Below are 15,263 nucleotides of genomic sequence, written 5' to 3' on the forward strand. Positions count from 1 at the left end.
TGCGCTTTCACGCTGCGTTTATCCCGATTTTCAGCTCCTGCACCGAAGTGGCGTAATCCCTGCAATACTTAACTCAGTATCATGTGATACGCCCATCCCAGGAGCCCACTTTGAACAGGTTACCTTCCAGCGCATCGGCTCTGGCCTGCAGCGCACACGCACTGAATCTCATTGAGAAGCAAACGCTCGATCATGAGGAGATGAAAGCACTTAACCAGGAGGTCAGAGAGTATTTTAAAGAGCACGTGAATCCGGGGTTTTTAGCGTATCGAAAATCTGTTACCGCTGGCGGGGATTACGGAGCCGTAGAGTGGCAGGCGGGAAGTTTAAATACGCTTGTCGACACTCAGGGACAGGAGTTTATTGATTGCCTGGGTGGCTTTGGAATTTTTAATGTAGGGCACCGTAATCCAGTCGTTGTTTCCGCCGTAGAGCACCAGCTCGCTAAGCAACCTCTTCATAGTCAGGAACTGCTCGATCCGCTGCGGGCCATGCTGGCCAAAACGCTGGCGGCCCTGACGCCGGGCAAGCTGAAGTACAGCTTCTTTTCCAATAGCGGAACCGAGTCGGTCGAAGCAGCGCTGAAGCTCGCTAAAGCCTATCAGTCCCCGCGCGGCAAGTTTACCTTTGTCGCCACCAGCGGCGCTTTCCACGGCAAATCGCTGGGCGCGTTGTCCGCTACCGCCAAATCGACGTTCCGTAAGCCGTTTATGCCGCTGCTGCCGGGATTCCGTCACGTGCCGTTTGGCGACATCAACGCCATGCGCACGCTGCTCAGCGAGTGTAAAAAAACCGGCGATGACGTCGCGGCGGTGATCCTTGAGCCAATTCAGGGCGAAGGCGGGGTGATCCTGCCGCCGCCGGGCTATCTCCCCGCGGTGCGTAAGCTGTGCGACGAGTTTGGCGCGCTGCTGATCTTCGACGAAGTGCAGACCGGCATGGGCCGCACCGGCAAAATGTTTGCCTGCGAGCATGAAAACGTTCATCCGGATATTCTGTGCCTTGCCAAGGCGCTCGGCGGCGGCGTGATGCCGATTGGCGCGACGGTTGCCACCGAAGAGGTCTTCTCGGTGCTGTTCGATAATCCGTTCCTGCACACCACCACCTTCGGCGGTAACCCGCTGGCCTGCGCCGCGGCGCTGGCGACGGTCAACGTTCTGCTGACGGAGAATCTGCCGGCGCAGGCCGAGCAGAAAGGCGACCTGCTGCTGGATGGCTTCCGCCTGCTGGCTCGCGAGTATCCGGAGCTGGTGAACGAAGTCCGTGGTAAAGGGATGCTGATGGCCATTGAGTTCGTGGATAACGAAATCGGCTATGACTTTGCCAGCCTGATGTTCCGCCAGCGGGTGCTGGTGGCCGGCACCCTGAACAACGCGAGGACGATCCGCATCGAACCGCCGCTGACGCTGACCCTTGAGCAGTGCGAGCTGGTGCTGAAGGCGGCGCGTAACGCGCTGGCCGAGCTGCGGGTATCGGTGGAAGAGGCCTGACGATAGCCAACAAAAAGCCCGGTGGAAGCGATATTCACCGGGCTTTTTTACGCCTGCCGATCAGCTTCCCGATGCTATTCCGGCAGCAGACCAATAAAGCTGCGCTTCTGCCGCGGCTGCGACATCATCTCATCCAGCTTCTCGACGCAGGCCAGATAGTGCGGCGTTTTTTTGTGCGCCAGCACCGCGTCCTCATCTTTATAGGCCTCATAGATAAAAAACCGCGTCTTGACCTCCGGGTCCTGCAGGACGTCGAAGCGCAGGTTGCCCGGCTCCTGCAGGGCGCCTTCATGGTTCGCGCGAAAGACGTCGAGAAACTCGTGCACCCGCTCCGGTTTGATATTAATTTCTACCAGCGTCACGTTCATTTCAGCTCCCCCTGCTTCTCCTCCTGCCAGAACTGATACGCTTCGCGGGCGCTCATATTCTCGTGCACCACTTTCTTCACGGCCTTCAGCATCGCGCGCGGCGCGCTGGACTGGAAAATATTGCGCCCCATATCGACGCCGGACGCGCCCTGGTCAATCGCCCGCCAGCACATCTCCAGCGCCTCCTGCTCCGGAAGCTTTTTGCCGCCGGCGATCACGATCGGCACCGGGCAGCTGGCGGTCACTTTTTCAAAGCCCTCTTCAACGAAATAGGTTTTTACGAACTGCGCCCCCATCTCGGCGGCGATGCGGCTGGCCAGCGAGAAATAGCGCGCGTCGCGGGTCATCTCTTTACCGACCCCGGTAACCGCCAGCACCGGCATGCCGTAACGGTTCCCGGCATCCACCAGCTTAATAATATTGCCGATCGACTGATGCTCGTATTCGCTACCGATATAGACCTGCGCCGCGACCGCGCAGACGTTGAGGCGCAGCGCGTCTTCCATCGTTACCGCCACGCACTCGTTGGAAAGCTCGCTGAGGATTGAGTTGCCGCCGGAGGCGCGCAGCACCACCGGCTTATTGGTGGCCGCCGGTACCGTGCTTCTTAGGATCCCGCGGGTACACATCAGCACGTCGGTCTCAGCAAACAGCGGGGCGATGGAGAGATCGATCCGCTCCAGCCCGGTGGTCGGCCCCTGAAAATAGCCGTGGTCGAAGGCCAGCATCACCGTGCGGTTGCTTTGCGGGTTAAAGATGCGCGCCAGCCGGGACTGCATCCCCCACTCCAGCGATCCGCAGCCCTTCAGCCCGTAGAGCACGTTCTGCTGCGGTCGGTCCAGGCCAAAATCTTTCCCCTCTTTGATATCGTCTAAATCTGCCATTTCATCCCCCGTCAGAAGTCGTAGTTGTTGATGTTCTCTTTGGTGAACACCACGCGCTCCGGCAGCAGCACGATGCCGTTGCCTTTCGCCTCATACTGATAGCCCTGGACGCTGTTTGGCTCGACCTTCAGCGTTCCGATATCTTTCACCTCCACGCTGTCACCGACGTTAAGATCGCCTTTTTTCAGCAGACGATCGGCGACGTTAACCGCAATTTTGCCCTGCTGAACCACATCCCACAGGCCGAAAGCCTTCACCGTGCCGCGCTCAACGTACGGGCGCATAACGTTCGGGGTGCTAAAGCCAACGATCGCCACCCCCTGACGCTTAAGGTTCTCCGCCGCCTGCGCCGCCGCCGGGAGCGCGTTGGCGTCCGGGGCGATAATGGCGTCGAGATCCGGGTAGGCTTTTAAGATGCCCTCGGCGGTTTGCAGCGATTTGGTGGCGTCGTTATAGCCGAACTGGGTGGTCACCACTTCCCACTGCGGGTGCTCTTTGGCAATCTTCGCTTTGGCCTCTTTGACCCACTGGTTCTGGTCGGTCACCGTCGGGCTGGAGTAGAAGAACGCCACCTTAGCGGCCGGTTTGGTTACCTGCTTCGAGGCCATATCCACCAGCAGGCCGCCGAGCTGCTGCGGGGTGCCCTGGTTGATATAGATGCTGCGGCACTCGGGTTTGGTATCGGAGTCCCAGGTCAGCACCTTCACGCCGCGCTGCATCGCGCGCTTGAGCGCCGGACACAGGCCGTCCGGCGATACGGCGGAGACGATAATCGCGTTGTAGCCCTGGTTGACGAAGTTGTTGATCAGCTGCACCTGGCCGGAGACGCTCGGTTCGGTCGGGCCATCGTAGGTCACGTCAACCCCCAGCGCCTTGCCCGCCTCTTTGGCGCCGTTGCCGCCGCTGGTAAAGAAGCCCACGCCGACGAGTTTAGGAATAAAGGCAATGCGGTCTGCGGCCTGGGCGGTCGCCACGCTCAGCGCCAGCGCCAGGGCGCTCGTTTGCAGGATTCGTTTGGTTTTCATCGTATGTTTATGCTCCGATTGTTTTATGCGCGAGAAAGGCGTCGCCAGGTCATTCGCACCCATTCACGGTGCAGGCTCAGCGAGCGCCCCATCACCACCACAACCAACAGCGCCCCTGACAGCGCGCTCGACACCTGGTTGGGGATGCCGACCATCTGTAAACCTTGTTGTAAATATCCCACCAGCAGCGCCGCCAGCGCCGTGCCGATAATGGAACCTGAACCGCCGTAGATATTCGCCCCGCCAAGCACCGCGGCGGTCAGCGCCGGCATCAGCAGATCGCGGCCGAGGTCCGATCGCGCCGAGCCAAAATAGGAGACCATCACCAGCGCGGCGATGGCCGAGGCCACGCCCACCAGGCCATACAGCACGTACGGCATGCCGTTCACCGACAGCGCGGCATAGCGCGCGGCGCGCGGGTTTTGCCCGAGCAGAAACAGGTGGCGGCCAAAGCGCCCGCGGTGGGCCAGCAGCCAGAAGAAGAAGGTGATAACGATAAACAGCACCAGCGGCAGCGGCAGGCCGAACAGGGTCAGGTTGGCGAAGGCGGTGAAGGCGTCGGGGAAGCCGCCAATCCCTTCATAGCCGGTCGCGCCCGCCATGCCGGAGAGTAGCAGCGCCCCGCCGCCGTAGAGGTAGAGGGTGCCGAGGGTGATCACCAGCGGGCTGATGCCGGTGTAGTGGATCAGCGCCGCGTTAATCAGCCCGCACAGCAGGCCGAGCGCCAGGGTGAGCGGAATGGCCAGCCCCAGCGGCCAGCCCGCCTGCATCATCACCCCCAGCGCGATGGCGCACAGGCCGATGGTCGAGCCGAGCGAAATATCGATGCCGCCGCTAATGATTACCAGCGTCAGCGGCAGGGCGACAATGCCGATACAGATAAAATCGCTGGTGCTGAACAGCAGCATATTGATATCCAGCATCCGCGGGTTAATGGCCCCGAACAGCAGAATTTCCACCACCAGCAGCGCCAGCAGCGCGCTTTCCCAGCTGAGCTTCATCACGCCACCTCTTTGTTTTTACGCTTTGTGAACGGGGCCACGCCCTTTCCCCCCTTGTTACCGGGCTGAAAGCGGGCATATTTCAGCGCCCGCTGGTGGCGGCTCAGCGCCTGGCGCAGCCGCCCGTCGAGCACCAGCACGCCGAGCAGCACCAGGCCGGCAATAAAGTCGTTCCACCAAGCCGGGAGCCTGAGCAACACCAGCACGGTATCAATCTGAGTAAGGAAGAAGGCGCCGAGAAACGCGCCGATGAGCGTCCCGGTGCCGCCGAGCAGGGAAATACCGCCGAGCACGCAGGCGGCGATGGCCTTCATCTCCAGCCCGCTGCCGGTCTGGTTGGGCACGAAGCCAATCTGGGCGGCAAAAACGACGCCGGCGCAGGCGGCCAGCATGCCGTTAAGGGTGAAAGCGATCATCCGCGTGCGGTTTACCGCCACGCCCAGCTGGCGCGCGGCGGTCAGGTTGTCGCCGACGGCGTAGAAATCGCGGCCGGCGGCGGTGCGCGACAGCATCCAGGCGCCGGCCAGCAGCAGAACCAGCACCAGCCAGCCCAGCGGCGAGACGCCGATAAACGCCGGCTCCGAGAGCGACTTGAGGCTATCCGGCAGGCCTTCGATCCATTTGCCGCCGGTCCACAGCAGCATCACCCCGCGATACAGCCCGAGGGTGCCAAGGGTGGCGACAATCGCCGGAATGCGCAGCCCCACCACCAGCAGGCCGTTAAAGGCCCCCGCCAGGGCGCCAATGGCCAGCGCAAACGCGATGGCCGCCGTCAGGCCGTAGCCGCCGTTGAGCGCCACGCCCACCGCGATGGCGCTCAGGCCGACGGTAGAACCGACGGAAACGTCGATGTTGCGGGTCAGCATCACCAGCGTCGCCCCCAGCGCCAGCAGGCAGAGGATCTGCGAGCTGGCGAAGATCATGCCCAGGGTCTGCAGGCTGAAGTAGGCCGGGTTGAGCGCCACCAGCCCGGCAAACAGCACCACGATGGCGAGAAAAGCGCTCAGTTCGCGATTTTTCAATAACGTTTTCATGCCGCGCCTCCAAATGCCAGCGTCATCATGCGTTCAACGGTCACCGCCCGGCGCGCCAGCTCGCCGCTCTGTCGGCCCTGATGCATCACCAGCACCCGGTCGGCCAGGCCAACAAACTCGTCCAGATCGCTGGAGATCATCAGCACCGCCACGTTCTGCGCGGCGACGCTTTTCAGCAGCTGGTAGATATCGGCGCGGGCGGAAACGTCCACGCCGCGCGTCGGCTCGTCAACGATCAGCAGCAGCGGATTGGCCTCAAGGCAGCGCGCCAGCAGCACCTTCTGCTGGTTACCGCCGGAGAGGGTGCGCACCGGCTGGTCGCTATCGGCAAATTTGATCCCCAGCGCCCGGTGATAGCGCTCCACCACCGCCGCCTCGCGTTTATTCTGCTGCCACAGCGACGGCTGGTTAAACATCACCGTGTTCCAGCGCACCGGCGCGTCGAGAAACAGCCCGGAAACCTGACGATCTTCCGGCAGATAGACCAGCCCGGCGGCCAGCCGCGCCCGGGTGCTGGCGTCGCTGATATCGCGGTTCTCCAGCCAGACCCGCCCCGCGCGCGGCCGCCGCAGGCCGTAAAGGGTTTCGGCAAATTCGGTGCGTCCGGATCCCACCAGCCCGGCGAGACCGACGATCTCCCCGGCGTAGATCTCAAGGCTTAGATCGATAAAGCCCTCGCCGGTGAGATCCTCCACCCGCAGCACCGGGAAGTCCTGCGGCTGGGTACGTCGGTTGCCCGGCAGCGCCAGCCATAGCTTCTGCGTATCGCTAAGGGCGTGCTCCCGGTCGGCGGGCGTCATGGCGCTCACCAGCTGATTGTCGCTGTAGTCGGCGGTGTGCCCGCTCAGCACCACCGCGCCGTCGCGCATGACCGAGACGTGGCTGGCGATCTGGCGGATCTCCGGCAGCTTGTGGGAGATAAAGACGATGCCGACGCCAAGATCCTGCAGCGCGCGGATCTGGCAAAACAGACGCGCCGTTTCGCCCGGCGTTAAGGAGGCGGTGGGCTCATCGAGGATCAGGATCTGCGCTTTGCGCATCAGGCCGCGCAGGATCTCGACCATTTGCTGATCCGCCACCTCAAGGGTGCTGGCCGCCGCGTCGAGATTCAGCTGGCAGCTGAGCTGCTGCAGCTTTTCCTGCAGCTGCGCGGCGCTATCGGCACGCTTCGGCAGACGGAACAGAATGTTTTCCCGCACCGTCAGGTTGGGGAACAGCATCGGCTCCTGCGGCACCAGATAGACGCCCTGCTGATGGGCCAGCGCGGGGGTCAGGCGCGTAAAGGTGCTGCCGCCGAGGACCAGTTCGCCGCTGTCGGGGGTTTCTACGCCGGCGACAATCTTCATCAGCGTCGATTTCCCGGCGCCGTTGCCGCCCATCAGGGCGTGCACCTGGCCGGAAAATAACGTGAAATCAATCGCCTTCAGCACGCTAATGCCGGAGAACTGTTTGCAGATTTGGCGGGCTTCAAGCAGTGGCTTCATTATCACGCCTCGATTTGAACAAATGATTTTTTAATTTAATAATGTTCAAAAGCGTAGACCCTGAACTATATTTACAACCGTGCGAGGATCACAGTTTTATGCTTTAGATCGTTTGGAAAAAACCAGCGAAAAGCCAAAGATCGGTTTTGCCGGCCGGCTCACATTTTCCGACCGTGCAATAGCGAACATATGATCTAAATTTTTATAAGAGTTCACTTTATGAGCGAAAAACGCATTACGGAAGAGAGCCGCTACGCCGGGCTGGCGCTAGCCGAGGAAGAGCTGGTGGCGCGGGTGGCCTGGTGCTACTACCACGACGGCCTGACGCAGAACGACATTGGTGAACGTCTGGGGCTGCCGCGGCTGAAGATCTCCCGGCTGCTGGAAAAAGGCCGCCAGTCCGGGGTGATCCGCGTGCAGATCAACTCCCGCTACGAAGGGTGCCTGGCGCTGGAGACCGAGCTGCAGCGGCGTTTCGATCTGAAGATTGCGCGCGTGCTTCCGGCGCTGAACACCCCGCCGATGAACACCCGCCTGGGGATCGGCGCGGCGCAGTCGCTGATGGGCGTACTGGCGCCGGGGCAGCTGCTGGCGGTCGGTTTCGGCGAGGCGACCATGAGCTGCCTGCAGCATCTGAGCGGCTTTATCAGCTCTCAGCAGGTGCGGCTGGTGACCCTTTCCGGCGGCGTAGGTCCTTACATGACCGGCATCGGCCAGCTGGACGCCGCCTGTAGCGTCAGCATTATCCCGGCGCCGCTGCGGGTCTCCTCCGCCGACGTCGCCGAGATCCTGCGTCGGGAGTCGAGCGTACGCGACGTGATCCTCGCCGCCACGGCGGCGGATGCGGCGGTTGTGGGCATCGGGGCTATCGACCAGCGCCGCTACGCCACCATCCTGCGCTCCGGCTATATCAGCGAAGGCGAACAGCTGATGTACGCCCGCAAAGGGGCGATAGGCGACATTTTAGGCTATTTCCTGCAGGCCGACGGCAGGCGGGTTGAGGGGCTGGAAATTCACCGGGAACTGCTCGGCGTGACCCTCGACGAGCTGGCGCAGCTGCCAACCATCGTCGGCGTTGCCGGAGGAACGGAAAAAGCGCAGGCGATTTACGCGGCCCTGATCGGCAAGCGGATTAATGGCCTGGTAACGGAAGAGACAACAGCACGCGCGGTGCTCACGCTGGCCTCCTGACGGCCCTGCGCCGCGCAACACCAGCGAGGCGCATGTCATGAGTTACCTGTTAGCGTTAGATGCCGGGACCGGCAGCATTCGGGCGGTGGTTTTCGATCTTGCGGGGCGCCAAGTGGCGGTCGGTCAGGCCGAATGGAAGCACCTGAGCGTGGAAAATGTCCCCGGCTCGATGGAGTTCGACCTTAGCACTAACTGGCAGCTGGCCTGCCAGTGCATCCGCCAGGCGCTCGCCGCCGCTCACCTCGGCGCGGCGGATATTCAGTCCGTCGCCTGCTGCTCCATGCGAGAAGGGATCGTTTTATATGACCGCAACGGCGAGGCCATCTGGGCCTGCGCCAACGTCGACGCGCGCGCCAGCCGAGAGGTGGCGGAGCTCAAAGAGATCCACGATTTCCGCTTTGAGTCCGAAGTGTATGAAGTTTCCGGCCAGACCCTGGCGCTCAGCGCCATGCCGCGCCTGCTGTGGCTGGCCCACCATCGCCCGGATATCTATCGCCAGGCGGCCACCGTCACCATGATTAGCGACTGGCTGGCGGCAAAACTCTCCGGCGAGCTGGCCGTCGACCCGTCCAACGCCGGCACCACCGGGATGCTCGATCTCTTCAGCCGCGACTGGCGCCCGGCGCTGCTGGATATGGCCGGGCTGCGCGCCGATATGCTCTCGCCGGTGAAAGAGACCGGCACGCTGCTGGGGGCGGTCACCGACGCCGCGGCCCGGCAGTGCGGGCTGCGGGCGGGCACGCCGGTGGTAATGGGCGGCGGCGACGTGCAGCTGGGCTGCCTCGGCCTCGGGGTGGTGCGCGCGGGGCAAACCGCGGTGCTGGGAGGCACCTTCTGGCAGCAGGTGGTCAACCTGCCGCAGCCGCGTACCGACCCGGAGATGAATATTCGCGTCAATCCCCACGTCATTCCCGGCATGGCCCAGGCGGAGTCGATTAGCTTCTTTACCGGCCTCACCATGCGCTGGTTCCGCGACGCCTTCTGCGCCGAAGAGAAGCTGGTGGCCGAGCGCCTCGGCGTTGACGCCTACTCCCTGCTGGAGGAGATGGCCAGCCGGGTGCCCGCCGGCTCCCACGGAGTGATGCCGATCTTCTCCGATGCGATGCATTTTAAGCAGTGGTACCACGCCGCGCCGTCGTTTATTAACCTCTCCATCGACCCGGAAAAGTGCAATAAGGCGACCCTGTTCCGCGCCCTGGAAGAGAATGCGGCGATTGTCTCGGCCTGCAATCTCGCGCAGATCTCCCGCTTCTCGGGGGTCACCTTCGATAGCCTGGTGTTCGCCGGCGGCGGGTCGAAGGGCGCGCTGTGGAGCCAGATCCTCAGCGACGTCACCGGCCTGCCGGTGCGCGTCCCGGTGGTACGCGAGGCCACCGCCCTCGGCTGCGCCATCGCCGCCGGCACCGGCGCCGGGCTGTACGCCGACATGGCGGCGACGGGTGAAAAGCTGGTGGGCTGGCATCGGGAGTTTACGCCTGACCCGGCGCACCGCGATCTCTATCAGGAGATGATGAGCAAATGGCAGTCGGTCTACGCCGACCAGCTCGGGCTGGTGGACAGCGGACTAACCACCTCCATGTGGCAAGCGCCGGGGCTGGAGCCGGCTACGCGCCGCCATCGGGCCTAGCCTACCGGCAGCCCGCCGTCGCAGAGCCGATGGCGCGGCTGCCGCGCATCATTCTTTGAATCCCATCACAATCGCCGCACTCCCCTTTTCCCTTTTTTCCCACGACGGCTAAATTAGTAACTCATCCGACCACATAACAATAATGTTACATATTCGTCACTGGAAGCCATTATGAGCCACTATCCGTCGTTATTCGCTCCGCTCGACCTGGGCTTTACCCAGCTTAAAAACCGCGTGCTGATGGGCTCCATGCATACCGGGCTGGAGGAACACGCCGACGGCGCGGAGCGGCTGGCGGCCTTTTACGCCGAGCGCGCCCGCCACGGGGTCGCGCTGATTGTGACCGGCGGCGTGGCGCCCGCCGCCTCCGGCGTTACGATGGCCGGCGGCGCGGTGCTCAACGACGCCAGCCACCTTGGGCATCACCGGCACATTACCGACGCGGTGCACCGCGAAGGCGGCAAAATCGCCCTGCAGATCCTGCATACCGGCCGCTACAGCTACCAGCCGCAGCTGGTGGCCCCTTCGCCGCTGCAGGCCCCCATTAACCGCTTTACCCCGCACGCCCTGAGCCACGACGAGATTCTGCAGCTGATCGACGATTTTGCCCTCTGCGCCCAGCTGGCGCGGGAAGCAGGCTACGACGGCGTCGAAGTGATGGGCTCGGAAGGCTACCTGATCAACGAATTTCTCGCCGCGCGCACCAACCACCGCGACGACGGCTGGGGCGGCGACTACGCTCAGCGCATGCGCTTTGCCGTCGAGGTCGTGCGGGCCGTGCGCCAGCGCGCGGGCGCCGACTTTATTATTATTTATCGCCTGTCGATGCTCGACCTGGTGCACGACGGCAGCACCCTGCCGGAAGTGATTATGCTGGCAAAAGCCATTGAGGCGGCGGGCGCAACGATTATCAACACCGGCATCGGCTGGCACGAGGCGCGCATTCCGACCATCGCCACGCCGGTGCCGCGCGGCGCCTTTAGCTGGGTGACCCGCAAGCTGAAAGGCGCGGTGTCGATTCCGCTCATCACCACCAACCGAATTAACGATCCGCAGGTGGCGGAGGCGATCCTCGCCCGCGGCGACGCCGATATGGTATCGATGGCCCGCCCTTTCCTCGCCGACGGTGAATTCCTGACGAAAGCGCAAAGCGGCCGGGCGGATGAGATCAATACCTGCATCGGCTGCAACCAGGCCTGCCTCGATCGGATCTTCGCGGGCAAAGTGACCTCCTGTCTGGTCAACCCGCGCGCCTGCCACGAAACCCTGATGCCGGTCATCCCCGCCGCCGCGCCGAAGCGGCTGGCGGTGGTTGGCGCGGGCCCGGCCGGGCTGGCCTTTGCCGTCAACGCCGCCTCACGCGGGCATCATGTGACGCTGTTCGACGCGCAAAAGGAGATCGGCGGCCAGTTTAATATCGCGAAGCAGATCCCCGGCAAAGAGGAGTTCTATGAAACCCTGCGCTACTACCGACGGATGCTGGATCTGACCGGCGTCGATCTGCAGCTGAATACGCCGATCGACGCCGATCGGCTGATGGCGTTTGACGAGACGATCCTCGCCACCGGTATCGTCCCGCGGATGCCGGATATCGACGGCATTACTCATCCGAAGGTGCTGAGCTATCTCGACGTGCTGCGCGATAAGGTGCCGGTGGGCGACAGCGTGGCGATTATCGGCTGCGGCGGCATCGGCTTTGATACCGCGATGTACCTCAGCCAGCCGGGGCCCGCCACCAGCCAGGATATTGCCAGCTTCTGCGAGGAGTGGGGAATTGATACCAGCCTGCAGAGCGCGGGCGGGCTGCGGGCGGAAGGCGCCCGGCTGCCGAAAAGCCCGCGCAGGATCGTCATGCTTCAGCGTAAAGCCGGTAAGCCCGGCGATGGCTTAGGCAAAACCACCGGCTGGATCCACCGCGCCACCCTGCTGGCTCGCGGCGTGAAAATGATCCCGTCGGTAAGCTATCAGAAGATCGACGATGAGGGGCTGCACGTGACGATCGACGGCGAAGCGCAACTGTTCAGCGTCGATCGGGTGATTATCTGCGCCGGCCAGGAGCCGAAGCGCGAGCTGGCGGATCCGCTGCGGGCGGCGGGGAAAACGGTGCATCTGATAGGCGGCTGCGACGTGGCGACGGAGCTCGATGCCCGCCGCGCGATTGCTCAGGGAACCCGGCTGGCGCTGGAGATTTAGCGGCGATAGCCCGGCGGCGCAGCGCCTTTGCGGGCAACCGCCGCCGGCAGGTCAGTGAATCAGCGCAGCCTGCGCGCCTTCACCGCTTTCAATACCACGAACTTATTGTTGGTGGCGACGGTGGTGCAGTTGCCGAAGATTTTCTTCAGCTTATGGAAATAGTCCAGGTGACGGTTCGCCACAATGTACAGCTCGCCGTTGATCTTCAGGCAGCGGCGCGCGTGGTGGAACATCTCCCAGGCGATATTATCCGTCAGCGCATGCTTCTGGTGGAACGGCGGGTTGCACAGTACGGCGTTGAAGCGGAAAGGCTCCACGCCCGACAGCGCGTTGTTAATCATAAATTCGCAGCGGTCCAGCGCTTCCGGCATGTTGGTTTCAACGTTCAGGCGGCTGGAGGCAACGGCCATCGGCGATTCATCCACGAACACCACGCTGGCCTGCGGGTTTTTCTCCAGCAGCGTCAGGCCAACCACGCCGTTGCCGCAGCCGAGATCGACAATCTCGCCTTCGAGGTTGGAAGGAAGATGCTCAATAAAGAAGCGCGCGCCAATATCCAGCCCGGTACGGGAGAAGACGTTCGCATGGTTGTGGATTGTCCAGTCGGTGCCGTCCAGCTTCCAGCTCAGGGTTTCCGAAGCATCGGCCAGCGCGGGCGCGCTGAAGGTGCAGTTAATCAGGCGCGCTTTCTTCCAGGCCAGAGTCGTGGTAGTCGGACCCAGCACCTTTTCAAACAGCTCCAGCGTCGAGGTATGGATATCCCGTGCCTTGGCTCCCGCGATAATGCGGGTTTGCGGCGTCACCACCAGGCGCAGCGCGCGCAGCTGCTGCTCCAGCAGCGCCATCGTTTTCGGCACTTTTATCAGCACCACGCCCGGCGCCTGCGGATATTCGGCGGTGCTGTCGAGAAACTTAACGCTGGATTCAGCAATATCGTTATGGCGCAGGTTCTCACGAGTGGCGAGCTCGGTGAGGTACGAGTCGCCGATGCTGTAGGGCGTATGTTCGGCCAGCGCGCAGCTCAATGCGCCGAAGGTGTCGTTCAGAATCAGGACCGGGCCGTTAATCTCCGTATCGTCCAACTGCTGCAGCAGGTATTCATCCGCCGCTTCCCACGCCAGCAGCGGGTTAACGTCGTCCGTTTCCGGGAAACGTTTCAGTGTCAGTGAACGGAAACCGTTGTCTAAGTGGCTCATCGGCCCTCCTGAGTGGTAAAATTTTGGCGTTATCCCTGAAAAGGGTGCGTGAGTATACCCTTTTTATTTTTTATTTGGGGCTTTGATGAGTCAACTAACTTACCTGCAGGGCTATCCGGAGAGTTTACTCTCCCAGGTGCGCACATTAATTGCCGAGCAGCGCCTTGGCGCGGTGCTGGAAAAACGCTATCCGCAGAGCCACGACGTCAACAGCGATAAGGCGTTGTATCAATATACCCAGGATCTGAAAACCCGCTTTTTGCGCGGCGCGGCGCCGGTGAATAAAGTGATGTATGACAGCAAGATCCACGTGCTGAACAACGCCCTCGGCCTGCATACCGCCATTTCGCGCGTGCAGGGCGGCAAGCTGAAGGCGAAGGCCGAAATTCGGGTCGCGACGGTGTTCCGCGACGCGCCGGAAGCCTTTCTGCGGATGATTGTGGTTCACGAGCTGGCGCATCTGAAGGAAAAGGACCACAACAAAGCCTTCTATCAGCTCTGCTGCTATATGGAGCCGCAGTACCACCAGCTGGAGTTTGATACCCGCCTGTGGCTAACGCACCTTTCGCTAAATCGTTCTGCGCAGTAGCGCACTGGTTTTGTCATGATGGCATGCTAGAGTGACAAAAGGTTCCCTTTCACGGAGTTCGTCAACCTTTATGATTCGTTTCGCAGTTGTTGGCACAAACTGGATAACCCGCCAGTTTGTCGATGCCGCCCATGAAACCGGCAAGTATAAGCTCACCGCCATCTACTCCCGCAGCCTTGAACAGGCGCAGGCTTTCGCTAAGGATTATCCGGTGGAACACCTGTTCACCTCGCTGGACGATCTGGCGCAGAGCGATGCCGTTGACGCGGTGTACATCGCCAGCCCGAACTCCCTGCACTTCCCGCAAACGCACCTGTTTTTGACGCATAAAAAGCACGTGATTTGCGAAAAGCCGCTGGCCTCCAATATCCGCGAAGCCGAAGCTGCTATCGCCGTCGCGAAGGAAAACCAGGTGGTGCTGTTCGAAGCCTTTAAAACCGCCAGCCTGCCAAACTTCCAGCTGCTGCAGCAGTCGCTGAGCAAAGTGGGCCGCCTGCATAAAGCCTTTATCAACTACTGTCAGTACTCTTCACGCTATCAGCGCTACCTCGACGGCGAGAACCCAAACACCTTCAATCCGGCCTTCTCTAACGGCTCGATCATGGATATCGGCTTTTACTGTCTGGCCTCGGCGGTCGCGCTGTGGGGCGAGCCGCGCGCCGTCCACGCCAGCGCCAGCCTGCTGGAGAGCGGCGTCGACGCCCAGGGCACGGTGGTGCTGAGCTATCCTGATTTCAACGTCACCCTGCACCATTCGAAAGTGAGCGACTCGACGCTGCCGAGTGAAATCCAGGGGGAGGCCGGCGCGCTGGTTATCGAGAAAATCTCCGAGTGCCAGAAGGTGTGCTTCATTCCGCGCGGCGGGAAAGCCCAGGACCTGACGCAGCCGCAGCATATCAATAATATGCTGTATGAAGCGGAAGAGTTTGCCCGGCTGGTTGAAGCCAATCAGGTTACTCACCCGGGCCTGGAGGTTAGCCGCATTACGGCGAAGCTGCTGAGCGAGATTCGCCGTCAGACCGGGGTCGTTTTCCCGGCGGACAGCCAGCCTGCGGCGTAAAAGAGTGTAAGGTGCCGTCAGCGACCATTGACGCCATTTATGACTTGTAATACTTTGTTACGCGCAAAGGGGAGTAACTTCCTTGCCGGTGGATCGTCATTACGATGTGTGTTAAAGCGCA

Annotated in this window: 12 protein-coding genes and 1 pseudogene; 6 read left to right on the forward strand and 7 right to left on the reverse strand. The window is 61.9% G+C overall.

Annotation, left to right across the window (positions count from 1 at the left end; translation table 11 throughout):
* The first annotated feature begins 110 nt into the window (after window positions 1-110).
* Entirely contained in the window at window positions 111-1,490 is a 1,380-nt protein-coding gene (ygjG, locus tag PFH44_RS03245) for a putrescine aminotransferase (protein WP_283824280.1), read from the forward strand.
* Between the two features lie 74 nt (window positions 1,491-1,564).
* On the opposite strand, the gene lsrG is transcribed toward ygjG, so the two are convergent.
* The 6 genes and pseudogenes from lsrG to lsrA all read right to left on the reverse strand — a co-directional run bounded on the left by lsrG (window position 1,565) and on the right by lsrA (window position 7,286).
* Window positions 1,565-1,858: a (4S)-4-hydroxy-5-phosphonooxypentane-2,3-dione isomerase gene (lsrG, locus tag PFH44_RS03250; RefSeq protein WP_283824281.1), complete on the reverse strand. Its 294-nt coding sequence runs from the start codon at window positions 1,856-1,858 to the stop codon at window positions 1,565-1,567.
* Entirely contained in the window at window positions 1,855-2,742 is an 888-nt protein-coding gene (gene lsrF / locus PFH44_RS03255) for a 3-hydroxy-5-phosphonooxypentane-2,4-dione thiolase (RefSeq protein WP_045856745.1), read from the reverse strand. The genes lsrG and lsrF overlap by 4 nt, the downstream gene beginning before the upstream one ends.
* Window positions 2,743-2,753: 11 nt before the next feature.
* Window positions 2,754-3,767: an autoinducer 2 ABC transporter substrate-binding protein LsrB gene (lsrB, locus tag PFH44_RS03260; protein ID WP_045856743.1), complete on the reverse strand. Its 1,014-nt coding sequence runs from the start codon at window positions 3,765-3,767 to the stop codon at window positions 2,754-2,756.
* Between the two features lie 7 nt (window positions 3,768-3,774).
* A pseudogene (lsrD, locus tag PFH44_RS03265) lies at window positions 3,775-4,768 on the reverse strand (autoinducer 2 ABC transporter permease LsrD).
* Window positions 4,768-5,802: an autoinducer 2 ABC transporter permease LsrC gene (lsrC, locus tag PFH44_RS03270; RefSeq protein WP_045856739.1), complete on the reverse strand. Its 1,035-nt coding sequence runs from the start codon at window positions 5,800-5,802 to the stop codon at window positions 4,768-4,770. Before lsrC ends, lsrD begins: the two are co-directional and overlap by 1 nt.
* Window positions 5,799-7,286, reverse strand: coding sequence for an autoinducer 2 ABC transporter ATP-binding protein LsrA (lsrA, locus tag PFH44_RS03275; protein ID WP_283824282.1), 1,488 nt, complete (start codon window positions 7,284-7,286; stop codon window positions 5,799-5,801). The genes lsrC and lsrA overlap by 4 nt, the downstream gene beginning before the upstream one ends.
* 219 nt (window positions 7,287-7,505) lie before the next feature.
* Between lsrA and lsrR the strand changes: the two genes are divergently transcribed.
* The 3 genes from lsrR (at window position 7,506) to PFH44_RS03290 (ending at window position 12,297) form a co-directional block, all read left to right on the forward strand.
* Window positions 7,506-8,477: a transcriptional regulator LsrR gene (lsrR, locus tag PFH44_RS03280; protein WP_283824283.1), complete on the forward strand. Its 972-nt coding sequence runs from the start codon at window positions 7,506-7,508 to the stop codon at window positions 8,475-8,477.
* Between the two features lie 37 nt (window positions 8,478-8,514).
* Entirely contained in the window at window positions 8,515-10,104 is a 1,590-nt protein-coding gene (gene lsrK, locus PFH44_RS03285) for an autoinducer-2 kinase (protein WP_045856733.1), read from the forward strand.
* A 171-nt stretch (window positions 10,105-10,275) separates the two neighbouring features.
* Window positions 10,276-12,297, forward strand: a complete 2,022-nt coding sequence (locus PFH44_RS03290) for an NADPH-dependent 2,4-dienoyl-CoA reductase (RefSeq protein ID WP_283824284.1) — start codon at window positions 10,276-10,278, stop codon at window positions 12,295-12,297.
* A 59-nt stretch (window positions 12,298-12,356) separates the two neighbouring features.
* Here PFH44_RS03290 and rlmG read toward each other — a convergent pair whose 3' ends face one another.
* Window positions 12,357-13,493, reverse strand: a complete 1,137-nt coding sequence (gene rlmG / locus PFH44_RS03295; protein WP_283824285.1) for a 23S rRNA (guanine(1835)-N(2))-methyltransferase RlmG — start codon at window positions 13,491-13,493, stop codon at window positions 12,357-12,359.
* Window positions 13,494-13,578: 85 nt separating this feature from the next.
* Between rlmG and PFH44_RS03300 the strand changes: the two genes are divergently transcribed.
* Window positions 13,579-14,082 (forward strand): M48 metallopeptidase family protein, encoded by a 504-nt coding sequence (locus PFH44_RS03300; protein WP_041147337.1) that lies wholly within the window; start codon window positions 13,579-13,581, stop codon window positions 14,080-14,082.
* A 70-nt stretch (window positions 14,083-14,152) separates the two neighbouring features.
* The gene (locus PFH44_RS03305) at window positions 14,153-15,142 is read left to right on the forward strand and encodes a Gfo/Idh/MocA family protein (protein WP_283824286.1); all 990 of its coding nucleotides are present in this window, start codon (window positions 14,153-14,155) and stop codon (window positions 15,140-15,142) included.
* Window positions 15,143-15,263 lie beyond the last annotated feature (121 nt).

The organism is Klebsiella sp. Ech2A (assembly GCF_030078455.1).
GTDB lineage: Bacteria > Pseudomonadota > Gammaproteobacteria > Enterobacterales > Enterobacteriaceae > Klebsiella > Klebsiella terrigena.

What these genes read in the sequence shown, in the direction of transcription:
- lsrG (WP_283824281.1), bottom strand. Translation starts at nt 1,858, where the DNA reads ATGAACGTGACGCTGGTAGAAATTAATATCAAACCGGAGCGGGTGCAC.
- lsrF (WP_045856745.1), bottom strand. Translation starts at nt 2,742, where the DNA reads ATGGCAGATTTAGACGATATCAAAGAGGGGAAAGATTTTGGCCTGGAC.
- lsrB (WP_045856743.1), bottom strand. Translation starts at nt 3,767, where the DNA reads ATGAAAACCAAACGAATCCTGCAAACGAGCGCCCTGGCGCTGGCGCTG.
- lsrC (WP_045856739.1), bottom strand. Translation starts at nt 5,802, where the DNA reads ATGAAAACGTTATTGAAAAATCGCGAACTGAGCGCTTTTCTCGCCATC.
- lsrA (WP_283824282.1), bottom strand. Translation starts at nt 7,286, where the DNA reads ATGAAGCCACTGCTTGAAGCCCGCCAAATCTGCAAACAGTTCTCCGGC.
- lsrR (WP_283824283.1), top strand. Translation starts at nt 7,506, where the DNA reads ATGAGCGAAAAACGCATTACGGAAGAGAGCCGCTACGCCGGGCTGGCG.
- lsrK (WP_045856733.1), top strand. Translation starts at nt 8,515, where the DNA reads ATGAGTTACCTGTTAGCGTTAGATGCCGGGACCGGCAGCATTCGGGCG.
- PFH44_RS03290 (WP_283824284.1), top strand. Translation starts at nt 10,276, where the DNA reads ATGAGCCACTATCCGTCGTTATTCGCTCCGCTCGACCTGGGCTTTACC.
- rlmG (WP_283824285.1), bottom strand. Translation starts at nt 13,493, where the DNA reads ATGAGCCACTTAGACAACGGTTTCCGTTCACTGACACTGAAACGTTTC.
- PFH44_RS03300 (WP_041147337.1), top strand. Translation starts at nt 13,579, where the DNA reads ATGAGTCAACTAACTTACCTGCAGGGCTATCCGGAGAGTTTACTCTCC.
- PFH44_RS03305 (WP_283824286.1), top strand. Translation starts at nt 14,153, where the DNA reads ATGATTCGTTTCGCAGTTGTTGGCACAAACTGGATAACCCGCCAGTTT.